This is a genomic window from Streptomyces sp. NPDC016459, assembly GCF_040632845.1.
GTDB lineage: Bacteria > Actinomycetota > Actinomycetes > Streptomycetales > Streptomycetaceae > Streptomyces.
The window spans coordinates 526,507-541,781 of the sequence record NZ_JBEYCR010000002.1 but is presented as its reverse complement, the minus strand read 5'-3'; the positions used below and the strand labels follow the sequence as shown (position 1 = coordinate 541,781).

Genomic DNA, 15,275 nt, shown 5'->3' with positions numbered 1-15,275 from the left:
GACGGACGGGCCCTTCCGGAGCCGCGGAGAACGCAAGGGCGCCCCGGTCCGTACGTACGGACCGGGGCGCCCTTCCTCGGATCACACGCCCAGTGCGTCAGAGCACCGGCACGACCTGCTTCTCCTCGGCGAAGTGGCACGCCGAGAAGTGGGCGGCCGGGGTGTCCTCGCCCTGGAAGCGCTGCGGGACGGCGAGCAGCGGCGTCTCCTCGGCGCACTTCTCCTGCGCCTTCCAGCACCGGGTGCGGAAGCTGCAGCCCGACGGCGGGTTCGCCGGCGAGGGGACGTCACCGGTGAGGATGATCCGCTCGCGGTGCGCGCGGGCCTTCGGGTCCGGCACCGGCACCGCGGAGAGCAGCGCCTGGGTGTACGGGTGCGTCGGGTGCTCGTAGATCTGCTCGTCCGTACCGATCTCGGCCATCTTGCCGAGGTACATGACGCCGACACGGTCCGAGATGTGCCGGACGATCGACAGGTCGTGCGCGATGAAGAGGTAGGAGAGGTTGAACTCGTCCTGGAGCTTCTCCATCAGGTTGATGACCTGCGCCTGGACGGAGACGTCCAGGGCCGAGACCGGCTCGTCGCAGATGATGATCTCAGGGTTGAGCGCGAGGCCGCGGGCGATGCCGATGCGCTGGCGCTGACCGCCGGAGAACTGGTGCGGGTACCGGTTGATGTACTCCGGGTTCAGACCGACGACGTCGAGCAGCTCCTGCACCTTGCGGCGGCGGTCGCCCTTCGGGGCCACCTCGGGGTGGATGTCGAAGGGCTCGCCGATGATGTCACCGACCGTCATGCGCGGGTTGAGCGAGGTGTACGGGTCCTGGAACACCATCTGGATGTTGCGCCGGACGGCCTTGAGGGCGCGCCCGGACAGCTTGGTGATGTCCTGGCCCTTGTAGAAGACCTCGCCGGCGGTGGCCCGCTCCAGGGTCATCAGGAGCTTGGCGACGGTGGACTTGCCACAGCCGGACTCGCCCACGATGCCGAGGGTCTCACCCTGGTAGAGGTCGAAGGAGACCCCGTCCACGGCCTTGACCGCGCCGACCTGCTTCTTGAAGAGGATGCCCTGCGTCAGCGGGAAGTGCTTCTTCAGGCCGCGCACCTGGAGGATCGCCTCGCCGCGGCCCACGGGGGCCTCGATGGCGGCTACGGCCTCCGCCTCGGACGCGGCCACGGCCTCGTCGTTCTTGCTGAGGTCAGCCATGGATCGTCTCCTTCCAGAAGTGGCAGGCGCTCTTACGGCCCGGGAGATCCGCGCCGTCCTGCTCGGTGACCGGCACGAGGGCCGGGATCTCCGTACGGCAGATGTCCTCGGCCTTGGGGCAGCGCGGGTTGAAGGCGCAGCCGGAGGGCACCTTGAGCAGGTTGGGCGGAAGGCCCTTGATCGCGTAGAGCTCCTGGCCCTTCTGGTCCAGGCGCGGGATCGAGTCCAGGAGACCGCGGGTGTACGGGTGGGCCGGGCGGCCGTACAGCTCGTGCACGGGCGCCTGCTCGACGATCCGGCCGGCGTACATCACGGCGATCTTGTCCGCGACGTCGGCGACGACGCCGAGGTCGTGGGTGATCAGGATCAGGCCCATGTTGTATTCCCGCTGGAGCTCCGCGAGGAGGTCCATGACCTGGGCCTGGACGGTCACGTCGAGAGCCGTGGTGGGCTCGTCGGCGATGATCAGGTCCGGCTCGAGGGCGAGGGCCATGGCGATCATGATGCGCTGGCGCATACCGCCGGAGAACTGGTGGGGGTAGTCGGAGACCCGCGCCGCGGCGGCGGGGATCTTGACCTTGTCCATCAGCTCGATGGCCCTGACCTTGGCGTCCTTCTTGGACAGGCCCTGGTGCACCCGGAACATCTCGCCGAGCTGGTAGCCGACGCTGAGGACCGGGTTGAGGGAGGACAGCGCGTCCTGGAAGATCATCGCGATCTTCCGGCCGCGGATCTTCCTGCGCTCCTCCTCGGGCATCTTCAGCATGTCCTGGCCGCGGAACAGGATCTCGCCCCGCGGGATCCGGCCGGGCGGCATGTCGAGGATGCCCATGATGGCCTGGGCGGTCACGGACTTGCCGGAGCCGGACTCGCCGAGGACGGCGAGGGTCTCGCCGGCGTTCACCGAGTAGTTGACGCCGTTGACCGCCTTGGCCACACCGTCACGGGTGTGGAACTCGACGTGCAGGTCGCGGACTTCGAGCAGCGGACCGTTGTGGTCGGAGCCGTCGCGCGGCGCGGGGACGGCCGCGGTCTTGTCGATGATGGTCATCTTTTACGCCCTCCTCAGCGCAGCTTGGGGTCGAGGGCGTTGCGGACGGCTTCGCCGAGCATGATGAACGCCAGAACGGTGAGGCTCAGCATGATCGACGGGTACAGCAGGATGTGCTGCGACGTACGGATCGCCTGAACACCCGCGGAGATGTCGACACCCCACGAGACGGTCGGGGAGGCAAGACCCAGTCCCAGGTAGGACAGGGTGGCCTCGGCCGAGATGTAGCCGCCGAGCGCGATAGTCGCGACGACGATCACGGGGGCCATGGCGTTCGGCAGGATGTGCCGGATCAGGATCCGGCTCGTGCCGGCGCCGAGGGCCTTTGCCGCGTGGACGTAGTCGGCGTGCTTGACCGTGATCACGGCACCGCGCATGACGCGGGCCATCTGCGTCCAGCCGAGGAAGGCCAGGGCGAAGACGACGACCCAGACGGTCCGCTCGACGAAGGCCTGCAGGACGACCATGGCGCCGAGGAGGAACGGGATGCCGAAGAAGATGTCGGTGATGCGGGACATCAGCGCGTCGATCCAGCCGCCGAAGTAACCGGCGATCATGCCCGTGATGCCGCCGACGACGGTGACGATCAGGGTGACGCAGATACCGACGATGATCGAGGCACGCGTGCCGTAGATCAGTCGGGCGTAGACGGATCGGCCCTGGATGTCGTAGCCGAGCCATCCGGCCGAGCCGATGTCGCCGAGCTCCGGCTTGCCCACGTAGTGCCGGACGAGGTCACCGGTCGTGGGTGAGGCGCTGGTGAAGAGGCTCGGGAAGGCGGCGATCAGCAGCAGGAAGAAGATCAGCACCGACGACACGATGAAGTACGGGTTGCGGCGCAGGTCGCTCCAGGCGTCGCCCCAGAGGCTGCGCGCCTTCTCGGCCTTGATGTCGGACACGTCCACCGAGGAGGTGGCGACGGCGTCCTCGGTGGCGGCCGCGGTCGCGGTCTTGGTCACGTCAGGCATACCGGATCCTCGGGTCCAGGACCGCGTACAGCAGGTCGATGAGCAGGCTGGTGATGAGGTAGACGACCACCAGGATGGTGACGAGGCCGACGAGGGTGGTGCCCTCGCGCCGGGTGATCGACTCGTAGATCAGACCGCCGACGCCCTTGACGTTGAAGATGCCTTCGGTGACGACCGCGCCGCCCATCAGGGCTCCGATGTCGGTGCCGAGGAAGGTGACGACCGGGATCAGCGAGTTGCGCATGAGGTGGACGCCGATGACGCGGTGCCTCGGCAGGCCCTTGGCGACGGCCGTGCGCATGTAGTCGGCACGGAGGTTCTCCGCCATGGAGGTGCGGGTGAGCCGCGCCACATAGGCGAGGGAGAGACCGCCGAGGACGATGGCCGGAGCGATCATCTCGGAGAGCAGCTGGTCGTTGCTGACGTTCGGTGCGATCCAGCCGAGCTGGAAGGCGAACACCATCTTGATGATGAAGCCGAGCACGAAGACCGGGATCGAGATGATCAGCAGGGTGAAGATCAGGACGGCGTTGTCGGCCATACGGCCGGCACGGAGACCCGCGATGACGCCGAGGCCGATGCCGAAGATCAGCTCGACGGCGAAGGCGAGCGCTGCGAGCTGCAGCGTGACGGGGAACGCGTCCCCCAGCACTTCGGTGACGGGCCGGTCGTTGCGGATCTGCGTCCCGAAGTCGAAGTGGAAGAGGATCCCGGTGATGTAGTCCCAGTACTGCTTCAGGATGTGCTGGTCGAGACCGAGCTTGTGTCTGATCTCCGCGATGGTGGCGGGCGACGCGCCCTTGTCACCGAACAGTCCGGCCACGGGGTCACCGGGCAGGCTGTAGACCATGAGGAAGATCAGCAGGGTTGTCCCGAAAAAGACCGGGATCATCTGGAGCAGTCGTCGTGCGACATAGCGCCCCATCATGCCTCCGTTGAGATGTGACGGCCGCAGCCGAGGGCCCTCCCGCGACAGCCCGGCCCGTTTCCGGGCACGGCGATGTCGTGGAAGGGCCCCCCAGCCACTGCGTAAGGCACCGAGACGGGACTGACGATCCGTCAGTCCCGTGACGGCGTGCGGACTACGCTCGGGTGATTACTTCTTGACCTCGACGCCGGTCAGGATCGGGTCGCCGTCCTGACCGTAAGCCACGCCCGAGACCTTCTCGGAGTAGCCCGCGTTGACCTTGTAGTACCAGAGCGGGATGGACGGCATGTAGTTGACCAGGTCCTTCTCGATGGCCTGGAACTGCTTCACCGAGTCGTCCAGCGTCGCCGCGGAGTCCGCCTTGGCGATCTTGGCGTCCAGCACCTTGTTGGAGAAGTCACCCTGGTTGCCCGCCGCACCCGTGCGGAACAGGTCCGAGATGAAGTTGGCGTTCACCGGGTAGTCGAGCACCCAGCCGGAGCGGTAGAGCGACTTGACCTGCTTGGTCTTACGAGCGGTCAGGTCGGCCTGGAAGTCCGGCTTGCCGTCGCCGACGCACTGGACGGACGTGGCCTGGGTGATGGAGTTGCAGACAGCGTCCACCCACTCCTTGTGGCCACCGTCGGCGTTGAACTGGATGGAGATCTTGTTGCCGGGGACGCCGCCGCCGGCCTTGATGAGCTCCTTGGCCTTCGCCGGGTCGAACTTGGTGACGCCGGCGCCACCGTCCTCCTGGTAGCCCAGGACACCCTTGGCGACCCAGCCGGTCGCGGGGTCACGCGTACCCTGCAGCACCGTCTTGGTGATGGTGGTGCGGTCGATCGCCATCGACAGACCCTGCACGACGCGCGGGTCGATCTGCTTCGGCTTCTTCCACTGGTCGGCGTAGAAGGCGACGGCGATGGTCTGGATCGCGGAGTACGGCTGGTCCACGGCGCGGTCGCCGAGGTCCTGGCGGTAGACCGGGAGGTCCTTCGGCGCGATCTGACGCAGGACGTCGACGTTGCCGGACTTCAGGTCCTCGTACGCGGCCTCGAGGGTGGTGTAGTTCTTGAAGACCACACCGCCGTTCTTCGCCTTGTTCGGGCCCTTGTAGCCGTCGAATCGAGTGATCTCGATCTTCTTCTTGTGGTCCCAGCTCTTGAACTTGTAGGGACCGTTGCCGACCGGCTTCTGGCCGCCCGCGGCCGGGTCCTTGTAGAAGGACTCGGGGAGCGGGGCGAAGACGATGTAGGCGAGCTTGTGGGCGAAGTACGGGACGGCCTTGGTGAGCTCGATCTTGAAGGTCGTCTCGTCGACGACGCTCAGACCATCGAGCTTGTCGGCGGTGGGCTTGGCACCCTCGGCCTCGGGGTGGACCTTCTCGAAGCCCTTGATGTCCGCGAACCAGGACGAGAGGCCCTGGGCGTTCTTGACGTTGGCGTTCCAGTTCCACGCGTCCACGAAGGACTTCGAGGTCACCGGGGTGCCGTCGTGGAAGGTCCAGCCCGGCTTGAGCTTGACGGTCCAGGTCTTCGAGTCCGTCGTGGTGACCGACTCGGCGTTCAGCATCTCCAGGGAGCCGTCGGCCTTGTAGTCGACCAGGGTCGAGAACAGGCCGGCCATCACGGCGGAGCCGTTGGACTCCATCGTGTCACCGGTGAGCAGGGGCTTCTCAGGCTCGCCCAGCTCTACGGAGAAAATCCCGTTCGGGTCAACAGCGCCCTTGGCGTCGCCGCTGTCGCTCTTACCCCCGCCACAGGCGGTCGCAGCAAGGGCAACGATGATCGCGCCCGTTACCCACTTGGCGCTCTTGGCACCGCGCATGGGTTCCTCCTCATGAGTCCACTTTTGTCACTACAAGAAGGGCACTTCGAGTTCGCCGACACCCCTGACGGCTTTGGACTCAAGTGCCCCGAGTGTGCTCGTGAGTCGGCACTCCCCACAGTGCGTGACCCATTGACCCGAGCTCAATGGAGCCAACTATTAAGTACGTCCGGGCTGTAAACCACACTTACGTGGTCTCGTTTTGACAACATCACTCTGTACCCAGATACCGAAATCCGGACAAAGTGAGCACAGACAGACACCCCCGAAACGGACCGTTAACACACGTACCGGAGAGCGAGGGCCGATATGCGGACACCCGGCCTCTGAAATCGAGTTGACGGAACTTGACGGAACTTGACGAAAAGCCCGGACCCCCACAGGTGTCTGTGGGGGTCCGGGCTCCGGTGCTGACGTCACATCAGCCGAGAGCGGCGAAGATCACAGGCCCGTGACCTACCCCGCCGCTCTCGGCCGTATGCGTCCTTGCTCAGGCGTTCTTGGCACGGGAGGCCGTACGGCCGCGAGCGTTCTGGTCCAGGACGACCTTGCGGATGCGCACGGCCTCCGGGGTCACCTCGACGCACTCGTCGTCACGGCAGAACTCCAGGGACTGCTCCAGCGAGAGCTTGCGCGGCGGCACGATCGCCTCGAAGGAGTCGGCCGAGGAGGAGCGCATGTTGGTGAGCTTCTTCTCCTTGGTGATGTTCACGTCCATGTCGTCGGAGCGAGAGTTCTCGCCGACGATCATGCCCTCGTACACCTCGGTGCCGGGGTCGGTGAACAGGACGCCGCGCTCCTGGAGGTTCGTCATCGCGAAGGCGGTGACGGCGCCGGCGCGGTCGGCGACCAGCGAGCCGTTGTTACGGGTCGTCAGCGTGCCGAACCACGGCTCGTGGCCCTCGTGGATCGAGTGGGCGATGCCCGTACCACGGGTGTTGGTCAGGAACTCCGTACGGAAGCCGATGAGGCCACGGGACGGGACGACGAACTCCATGCGGACCCAGCCGGAACCGTGGTTCGACATGTTGTCCATGCGGCCCTTGCGGACACCCATGAGCTGCGTGACCGCGCCCATGTGCTCCTCGGGCACGTCGACCGTGAGTCGCTCGACCGGCTCGTGGACCTTGCCGTCGACGATCTTCGTGACGACCTGCGGCTTGCCGATGGTGAGCTCGAAGCCCTCGCGGCGCATCTGCTCGACCAGGATGGCGAGCGCGAGCTCACCACGGCCCTGGACCTCCCAGGCGTCGGGGCGCTCGGTGTCGAGGACGCGGAGCGAGACGTTACCGATCAGCTCGCGGTCCAGACGGTCCTTGACCTGGCGGGCGGTGACCTTGCGCTGCTTGACCGCGGACTTCGCGTCCGCGCCCTTGCCGGTGCCACCGCGGCCGACCAGCGGCGAGGTGTTCGTACCGATGGTCATGGAGATGGCCGGCTGGTCGACCGTGATCAGCGGCAGCGCGATCGGGTTCTCCGGGTCGGCCAGCGTCTCGCCGATCATGATGTCGGGGATACCGGCGACGGCGCAGATGTCACCGGGGCCGGCGACCTCGGCCGGCTTGCGGGTGAGCGCCTCGGTCATCATCAGCTCGGTGATGCGGACGTTGGAGATCGTGCCGTCCCGCTTGATCCACGCGACCGTCTGGCCCTTGCGCAGCTCGCCCTGCTCGACGCGGAGCAGCGCGATGCGGCCGAGGAAGTTGTCCGCGTCCAGGTTGGTGACGTGGGCCTGGAGCGGGGCCTCCTCGTCGTACGTCGGGGCCGGGACGTGCTCCAGGATGGTGGAGAAGAACGGCTCCAGGTTCTCGCTGTCGGCGGGGACGGTGCCGTCCGCCGGCTTGGTCAGCGAGGCGACGCCGTCACGGCCGCAGGCGTAGACGATCGGGAACTCGATCTGGTCCTCGTCCGCGTCCAGGTCGAGGAACAGGTCGTAGGTCTCGTTGACGACCTCGTCGATCCGGGAGTCCGGGCGGTCCGTCTTGTTGATGCAGAGGATGACGGGCAGGCGCTGCTGGAGCGCCTTGCGCAGCACGAAGCGGGTCTGCGGGAGCGGACCCTCGGAAGCGTCCACGAGGAGGACGACCGCGTCCACCATCGACAGACCGCGCTCGACCTCGCCACCGAAGTCGGCGTGGCCGGGGGTGTCGATGATGTTGATCGTGATCGGGGCCCCGCCGTCCTTGGGGTGATATTTCACCGCCGTGTTCTTGGCGAGGATCGTGATGCCCTTCTCACGCTCCAGGTCGTTCGAGTCCATCATGCGGTCGTCGAGCTGCTGGTGGGCGGCGAAGGCACCGGCCTGCTTGAGCATGGCGTCGACGATGGTCGTCTTGCCGTGGTCGACGTGGGCGACGATGGCGACGTTACGGATGTCGTGGCGCGTGGGCATGGGTGCTTGCGCTTCTCTCGGCTCGTGGGATGCGGCGTCAGTTCCTCGTACGCCCGCCGGGCGGACGCGCCACGGCTATGTCCCATGGTACGGGGCTGCCACGCAAGGGGCTTCCCCGCCCGGATCCGAGTGGGTTTTCTGGGGGGTTCCCGGGGGGTTCCTCAAGGTCCCTCGGTGGCTCTCTCAAGGGTCCCTGTGGGGCTCCTGTGGGTTCCGCCGCGCCCGGGGTGCGGCGCGACGGAGGTACGACAGCGGTACGACTGCGGTGCACGTGCGGGGCGGGGGGACTGCGAGTGACAGTGGACTGGCCGGGTCAAGGGGCCGACGCGATCCTGCCCGCCGGGATCACCGGCGGGCAAGGAAATTGAGCTGGTTCTGAGGTTGCCCCCAGCGCTTTCAGAGCTTTCAGTGGTTTCGTTCCGCACCCTTGGAGGATTCGGCCTTCTTGTAGCCGATGTCCTGGTAGCGGGGCCCGGCGAGACCCCAGGCTCCGGCGTTCACCAGATCGGCCTTCGCGGCGACGAGCTGCGGCCGCTGGTAGAGGGGGATGGAGCCGGCGGCGGCCCAGATACGGGCGTCCGCCTGGCGGACGAGCTCCCGGGCCTCCTCCTCGTCCAGGGTCGCCGCCGCCTGGTCGAACAGTTGGTCGATACGGTCGGTGCCGACCCGCGAGTAGTTCTGCTCGACCAGGAGCGAGCCGTCCGAGGCCGGCTCCGGCTTGGCGAAGATCGGCCGGGCGTCGGTCGCGGGGAAGGCGGAGGCCGGCCAGGAGTACAGGGCCAGGTCGTAGTCGCCCGAGGCCACGTGATCCTTGAAGAAGCTGTCGTCGGAGACCTTGGTGACCTCGGTGCGGATGCCGACCGCGTCGAGCATCCGGACGATCCGGTCACCGACCGCGCGCAGCGACTCCGAGCCCGGGCCTGACGGCAGGACGAAACGGAGACTGAGCGCCTTGCCGTCCTTGCCGAGGGCACGGCTGCTCTCGGGCACCGCCGCGGGGGCGGCGGTGCCGCGCGGGGCATAGGCCCCGGCGACGCCCTTGTCGACCGGGTGGGCGGCCCGGGCGGCGGAACCGGCACCGGTGTCGAGCGCCTCGGCCCGCGCGAGGAGCGCGGCACTCTGACGGGCGGCGGCGGGGGCCGGGGCGAGGACGTCGGTACCGCTCTCGGGGCCTGCGGCGGCGAGGACGGGGGCGGCGAGGACGGGGGCGGGAGGGCGCTCCCCCGGCTTGTCGTCACCGACGATGTAGAGGCCTTCGTCGGAGGCGGTGTCGGAGGAGGTGTCGGAGGCGGTATCGGAGGAGGCGTTGCTCTCCTTCTTCTCCTCCTTTGTCTCCTTCTTCTCCTCCTTTGTCTCCTCCTTCTTCTTTTGTTCCTCCTTCTCCGCCGTCTTGCTTTCCTCGGCCTTCTTCTCGGCCTTCTTCTCGGCCTCGCTGCCCGCCTTGGTGCCCGCGCCCGCCGGCTTCTTCACCGCCCCGCCCGGTACCCAGCCCGCGTCGGCGAGGAGTGCCAGCGCCTCCTGGGTGTCCTGGTCGCCGAGCGCGTCGCTGCTGTCCGCGTAGGCCGCCTGCCCGGCGAGGGCGAGGTGGCTGCCGGGCGGGTGCGCCGGGAGGCCCAACGGCTTGAGCACGGAGTCGGCCAGTTCCTGGCGGTTGATGGCACGGGCCACCGCACGCCGTACCCGCTCGTCGGCGAGCGGTCCGGACTCGCCGTTCAGGGAGAGCTGCGTGTAGGCGGGCTCGAGGGACTTGCGGACCACGTACCGCGCCAGGGTGTCCTGCGCGCTCGCGTACCGGGCGATCGCCTGCTGGTTCTCCTCACGGGCGGCCTGGACCTCCTCGGCCTTCTCCTCGTCGGATCCGTGGGCGAGCGCCCAGGACTTCAGGGCCTTGGACGGGGTGATCGAGGAACCGGGGCCGTGGGCGAGGGCGGCCTGGGCGCCGTTGCGTCCGGCGCGGGCGTCCCGGAGCGCGAGGGCGATCCGCTCGGCGGTGGAGCGGTCGATCTCGGCCAGGTCGAGGGTGCCGGCGGCGAGGGCGTCCGCCCGGTCGGCGCGGGGGACGGCCTTGAGGACGATGGTGTCGAGCTTGGCGGGCTGCCCCCACCAGCGAGGGTTGCGGGTGAGGGTCACGTCGCCGCTCTTGCGGTCGGTCGCCTTCAGCAGGAACGGTCCTGCGGTGGCCTTGAGGGCGGTGCGGGCTCCGTCGTTGAAGGCGTCCGGAGAGCCCATCACCTGCTTCGGGTAGAGCGGGGTGAAGAGCGACTGCCAGTCGGCGTAGGGCTTGGAGAAGGTGACCCGCACCTCCAGGTCGTTCTTGCCCCGCTCGATCTTCTCGATCCGCTCGTAGCCGGCGTTGCGGGCGGTCCAGTAGGCGGTGTCGCGGCCGCTCAGGGCCCGCCACTGGGCCACGAAGTCGGGCGCCCCGATCTCGCGCCCGTCGCTCCACACCGCCTGCTGGTTGAGCTTGTAGAGGACGACCTGCTTGGGCTCGGTCTCGACGACCTGCGCGGACTCCAGGTAGTCGGCGTTCCGCTGCGGTCTGCCCCGCTCGTCGAGCGTGTAGAGGGAGGGGAGCACGGCCCCGGCGATACGGGAGGTGGTGCCGTCGGCGTCGGCCTGGAAGGTGTTCAAGGTGGCGGGCAGCGCGTCGACGGCCCAGCGCAGGGTGCCCCCGTCGGCGACCTTGTCGCGCGCCGCGGGCGCGTTGTCCTGGGCCGCGGCCGGGACCCCGTCGCTCTCGTCGTCGGAGCTGCATCCGGCGAGGACGGTGACGGCGAGGACGGCGCTGGTCAGGGTGGCGACGGAGCGTAGCGTGCGGGAGCGGGGGCTCCTGGAGCATGTCCTCCCGCGAGGGGCGCCGATCTGGGACATGACTTGTACCCCTTCGTCCAGATTCATTCCATTTGGAGATGATCACACCTATTGCTCATCCACTGAAAAGGACGGATCGGATCCGGCCATGACGACACGTCGACGCGGCCGGAAAACGCCACTCGTGCGGCCCAACCCGCCGGAGAAGGGGCACTCCGGACGGGTGGGAACCCGTGCCGGTGGATTCGGCGGTCGGGCGGCGGAACTCCTCCTCGCCGGAGTCGCGCCCGCGCCCGCGCTCCAGTAGACCGAGGCCGTCCGAGGCCGGGGCGGTGCCGGTGCTCATGGGGGCGGTGGCGGCGTTCGTCGGGGCGGCGGAGGAGGAGGCGATGGAGGAGGCGGTGGAGCAGGAGGCGCCGGTGGGCCCCTTGCCCGATGAGGCCGTGTCCGTCGGAGCCGTGTGGGGGTGTCCGAGGTCCAGAACCGGTGTGGGCCGGGTCGTCGACCCGACCGTTTCCCCCGAGGATGCGGAAATCTCCCCCGGTCCGACGCGGCGGCGCGCAGCGCCGCCTCGGTCGACGCCGGGTCGTAGCCGACGGTCCGCTACGGCATCAGAAGACGGCCGGTCACGGCGCTGTCCCCCTGTACGCGGCGGCGTGGTCGCGCCGGCGTCACCGTCCTCCCCCGCACTGTCCGCCCGGGGCGCGCGGGGCCGACCGGGCCCCCTCCTCAGTGCCAGCCGTCGCGATAGGCCTCCCAGTCGCCCTCCTCGGCGGCGAAGTCGACGTACAGCGCGACGCCGAACCGCTCGCGGCCGGGGTCGGTGCGCCCGAGGCCGAGTCTGGCGCCCCGGACGGCCGCCGCGACGGTCTCCGCGTTCTCGTGGTGGCCGAGGTCGTCCTCGTGGAAGAAGGGGAGCCCCATGAGGAGGTCGGTCGACTCCGGGGTCACTTCGAGGGCCAGACTGGTCTGCTGGGCGACGTACCCGCCGTAGAGGCTCTCCAGCGGCATCCACGTGTCGTACGACATGACGGCGACCTGGTCGACGCGCCGGGCGACCTCTCCGAAGAACTCCTGCGACCACCACTTCTCGCGTCCGCTGAGCGCGCCGTTCACCGAGTGCAGGCCGGGAAGCGGGTCTATCTGGTGGGCGGCGATCGACAGCGGCGCCTTCCGCGCCCGGGTCAGCTCCCCGAGGTCGTCGAGGAGGGAGAGGTAGTGGATGTCGTCGGACAGGAGCGGCTCCAGGTCGAAGTGGACGCCGTCGAAGCCCGTGTCCAGGATCTGCCGGGCCGATGCGACCACGGCCGCCCGGGACTCGGCCTTCTCCAGGTGCAGTCCGTCCGGCCCGCGGGTGGCCAGGACGTCACCGAGCCAGGCCTGCACCCGTATGCCGGGCATCGTGCGGTGCACGGCGTCGATGAGCCACTTCGCGCGCGGGTACCTGGCGGCGGGCAGGGTGCCGTCGTGTTCGAGGGGTCCGGCGTGGACGTACAGGTCACGTATGCCCGTGCCCTTGATCCGCTCGGCGAAAGCGGCGAGGTCGGCGTCCTTCTTCCGTCCGTCGACCCAGGCGTGGCCCAGCCAGACGGCGTCCTTGCCCCGGGTCCGCGCGTCCTCCCTGAGGTCACCCGCGTAGTTGACGCGCAGGGCGAGCGCGCCGAACAGCGGGGGCACCACGAGGACGAGGACCAAGGCGAACACCCACCAACGTCCGCGCCGCCACATCCTCCTCAGCCGTCCACTCACCAGAGCCCCCCGAGAGTCGTCGTGTCACTGATCCCACCGCCTCACACCGTAGCGGCGACTACTGACAGTGACGCCGAACGGCCTCGAACGGTTTCCGTACGGCGCATGCGCGCCGGGCGCCTGACCGGTCCGCCTTCCCTCCGACCGCCCGGTCGCGGAGCGGCATACACGGACATAACCTCCCCTTTGTGACGCGAAAAGCCACCCGAGCCCTTCTCGCGGTGCTGGTGGCGGCGTGGTGGCTCCTGGTGCCCGCCGTACACGGTGCCCACGCCGACGACCCCGTCGTCCTGTCCCGGGACGGGCAGATCACCGACCGGGTGGACGCACTCGGCGACCGCCGCACGGCCGTGAGCGAGGCTTTGGACCGGCTCTACGACGGGCGGGGGATCCAGCTCTTCGTCGTGTACGTACGGGACTTCTCCGGCCGTACGGGCCAGACCTGGGCCGACACCACCGCCGAACGCAACGGCCTCGGGCTCGACGACGTCCTGCTCGCCGTCGCCACCCACGACCGCCAGTACGGCTACTCGGCCGACCCGGGCTCGCGTTTCACCCAGGCCCAGCTCGACGAGGTGGCCCGGACGGCGATCGAACCCGCGCTGCGGCAGAACGACTGGGCGGGCGCCGCCATCGGCGCCGCCGACGGCTACGTCGCCGTCCTCGCCGGACAGCCCGTCCCGGTGCCGACGCTCACCCCCGGGCCCGCCGACCCGGGCGGCGGGGCCGACGACGGCTCGGGAGGCGATCTCCTCCTGCCGCTGGTCCTCGTCGGCGGGGCGGGGGCCGTGGGGGCGTACGCGTACCTCAAACGGCGTCGGCGGACCGCGACCCGCACCACGCCGCAGGGCGGCCAGGGCTGGGGCGCCCCGAAGGAGCCCGCGCCGCCGTCCCTCGACGCGGTCGACGGGCAGGCCCGCCGGACGCTGGTCGACACGGACGACGCCGTCCGCACCAGCCAGGAGGAACTCGGATTCGCCTCCGCCCAGTTCGGCGAGGAGTCCGTCCGGCCCTTCACCGAGGCGGTCGGCTTCGCCAAGGAGCAGCTGACCGCTTCCTTCCGGTTGCGGCAGAAGCTCGACGACGCCTTCCCCGAGGACGACTCGACCCGCCGGACCATGCTGGAGGAGATCCTGCGCCGCTGCGCGGAGGCGAACGCGCGCCTCGACGCCGAGAGCGAGGACTTCGACCGGCTCCGGGCCCTGGAACGGACCGCGCCCCAGGCGCTGGACTCGGTCGGGGCCGCCTGTCGGGAGCAGGCAGCGCGGATGGGCACGGCGGAGGCCGCCCTGACGGCGATGCGGGGGCGGTACGCGGAGACGGCCGCCGCGCCGGTCGCGGGCGACGTCGAGCAGGCCAAGGACCGGCTCGTGTTCGCGACGACCCACGTCGAGCAGGCCCGCCTGCGGATCGACGCCGGGGACAACGGCGGGGCCGCCGTGCACATCCGGGCCGCCGAGGGCGCGGTGGACCAGGCGGCCCGGCTGATCGAGGCCGTGGACCGGCGGGCGCAGGAACTGGCCGAGGCGGTCGGCAGGCTGCCGGGCGCGCTGTCGGAGACGGACGCGGACCTGGCGGACGCCCGGGGCCTGCTGCGGGGAACCACCGAAGGGGTGTCCACGGCCGATCTCCAGGGCCGGATCGCCCGCGCCGAGTCGGTGGTCGCGGAGGTACGGCGGGTCATGGAGGCCGGGCGGTACGACCCGATCGGCGCCCTGCGCCGGGTCGAGGAGGCCGACGCGGCGCTCGACGAGGCACTGGAGGGCGCGCGGGAGCGCGAATCGGGCGGTCGACGCGCACGCGCGCTCCTCGATCAGGCAATGCTGACGGCCCGTTCGGCGATCGGAGCCGCCTCGGACTACATCGCCACCCATCGGGGCGCGGTGGCCAGCGAGGCCCGCACGCGGCTGGCCGAGGCCCAGCGCCGCTGGGAGAAGGCGCAGGCACTCGCCGCGGCCGACGAGCCGCAGACGGCACTCGCGGAGGCTCAGCAGGCGGACGCCCTGGCCCGCCGCGCCCAGGACCTCGCCGAGCAGGACGTGCGGACCTATGGGAACCCGGACGGCCTGGGCGGTGTAACAGGAGTAGGAGGAAACGGCGGCGGGCTCGGCGGTGCGGTGCTCGGCGGCATCATCCTCGGCGGACTGTTCGGCGGGGGAAGGGGAGGCGGACATGGGGGGTTCGGTGGAGGTTCCGGCGGGGGGTTCGGGGGCGGAGGATTCGGCGGTGGGCCGGGCAGCTTCGGCGGTAGCGGCACGCGCGGCCGACTGGGCGGCGGCGGCCGTTTCTGAGGACGGCGCGAGCCGTGTCCTGCCCTCGTCTGTCCCTCCGAAAGATCTCGCTGTCCCTCCCGAAGGCTTTTC

At 69.4% G+C, this 15,275-nt stretch carries 9 protein-coding genes; 1 reads left to right on the top strand and 8 read right to left on the bottom strand.

What is annotated here, in order from left to right; all coding sequences use genetic code 11:
- Window positions 1-97: 97 nt before the first annotated feature.
- The 8 genes from ABZ567_RS08135 to ABZ567_RS08100 all read right to left on the bottom strand — a co-directional run bounded on the left by ABZ567_RS08135 (window position 98) and on the right by ABZ567_RS08100 (window position 12,891).
- Complete coding sequence (locus tag ABZ567_RS08135) at window positions 98-1,207, bottom strand: dipeptide ABC transporter ATP-binding protein (protein WP_360785859.1); 1,110 nt, start codon at window positions 1,205-1,207, stop codon at window positions 98-100.
- Entirely contained in the window at window positions 1,200-2,258 is a 1,059-nt protein-coding gene (locus tag ABZ567_RS08130) for an ABC transporter ATP-binding protein (RefSeq protein WP_360785857.1), read from the bottom strand. The genes ABZ567_RS08135 and ABZ567_RS08130 overlap by 8 nt, the downstream gene beginning before the upstream one ends.
- 14 nt (window positions 2,259-2,272) lie before the next feature.
- Window positions 2,273-3,226 carry an ABC transporter permease gene (locus tag ABZ567_RS08125; protein ID WP_360785855.1) on the bottom strand — a complete coding sequence of 318 codons (954 nt, stop codon included), beginning with the start codon at window positions 3,224-3,226 and terminating at the stop codon, window positions 2,273-2,275.
- Complete coding sequence (locus ABZ567_RS08120; protein ID WP_360785854.1) at window positions 3,219-4,151, bottom strand: ABC transporter permease; 933 nt, start codon at window positions 4,149-4,151, stop codon at window positions 3,219-3,221. Before ABZ567_RS08120 ends, ABZ567_RS08125 begins: the two co-directional genes overlap by 8 nt.
- 171 nt (window positions 4,152-4,322) lie before the next feature.
- A complete protein-coding gene (locus tag ABZ567_RS08115) occupies window positions 4,323-5,960 on the bottom strand; it encodes an ABC transporter substrate-binding protein (RefSeq protein ID WP_360785851.1) in 1,638 nt (545 codons plus the stop codon).
- A 490-nt stretch (window positions 5,961-6,450) separates the two neighbouring features.
- On the bottom strand, window positions 6,451-8,352 hold the full coding sequence (gene typA, locus ABZ567_RS08110; protein WP_360785849.1) for a translational GTPase TypA: 1,902 nt from the start codon (window positions 8,350-8,352) through the stop codon (window positions 6,451-6,453).
- 405 nt (window positions 8,353-8,757) lie between these two features.
- Window positions 8,758-11,223 (bottom strand): ABC transporter family substrate-binding protein, encoded by a 2,466-nt coding sequence (locus ABZ567_RS08105; protein WP_360785847.1) that lies wholly within the window; start codon window positions 11,221-11,223, stop codon window positions 8,758-8,760.
- 669 nt (window positions 11,224-11,892) lie between these two features.
- Window positions 11,893-12,891: a hypothetical protein gene (locus tag ABZ567_RS08100; protein WP_360786511.1), complete on the bottom strand. Its 999-nt coding sequence runs from the start codon at window positions 12,889-12,891 to the stop codon at window positions 11,893-11,895.
- Window positions 12,892-13,100: 209 nt separating this feature from the next.
- On the opposite strand from ABZ567_RS08100, the gene ABZ567_RS08095 reads away from it, so the two are divergent.
- A complete protein-coding gene (locus tag ABZ567_RS08095; RefSeq protein WP_360785845.1) occupies window positions 13,101-15,203 on the top strand; it encodes a TPM domain-containing protein in 2,103 nt (700 codons plus the stop codon).
- The last annotated feature ends 72 nt before the right edge of the window (window positions 15,204-15,275 follow it).

Bases quoted from the DNA above. Each gene is read 5' to 3' on its own strand.
- ABZ567_RS08120 (WP_360785854.1), bottom strand. From the start codon at position 4,151: ATGGGGCGCTATGTCGCACGACGACTGCTCCAGATGATCCCGGTCTTT.
- typA (WP_360785849.1), bottom strand. From the start codon at position 8,352: ATGCCCACGCGCCACGACATCCGTAACGTCGCCATCGTCGCCCACGTC.
- ABZ567_RS08135 (WP_360785859.1), bottom strand. From the start codon at position 1,207: ATGGCTGACCTCAGCAAGAACGACGAGGCCGTGGCCGCGTCCGAGGCG.
- ABZ567_RS08100 (WP_360786511.1), bottom strand. From the start codon at position 12,891: ATGTGGCGGCGCGGACGTTGGTGGGTGTTCGCCTTGGTCCTCGTCCTC.
- ABZ567_RS08115 (WP_360785851.1), bottom strand. From the start codon at position 5,960: ATGCGCGGTGCCAAGAGCGCCAAGTGGGTAACGGGCGCGATCATCGTT.
- ABZ567_RS08125 (WP_360785855.1), bottom strand. From the start codon at position 3,226: ATGCCTGACGTGACCAAGACCGCGACCGCGGCCGCCACCGAGGACGCC.
- ABZ567_RS08105 (WP_360785847.1), bottom strand. From the start codon at position 11,223: ATGTCCCAGATCGGCGCCCCTCGCGGGAGGACATGCTCCAGGAGCCCC.
- ABZ567_RS08130 (WP_360785857.1), bottom strand. From the start codon at position 2,258: ATGACCATCATCGACAAGACCGCGGCCGTCCCCGCGCCGCGCGACGGC.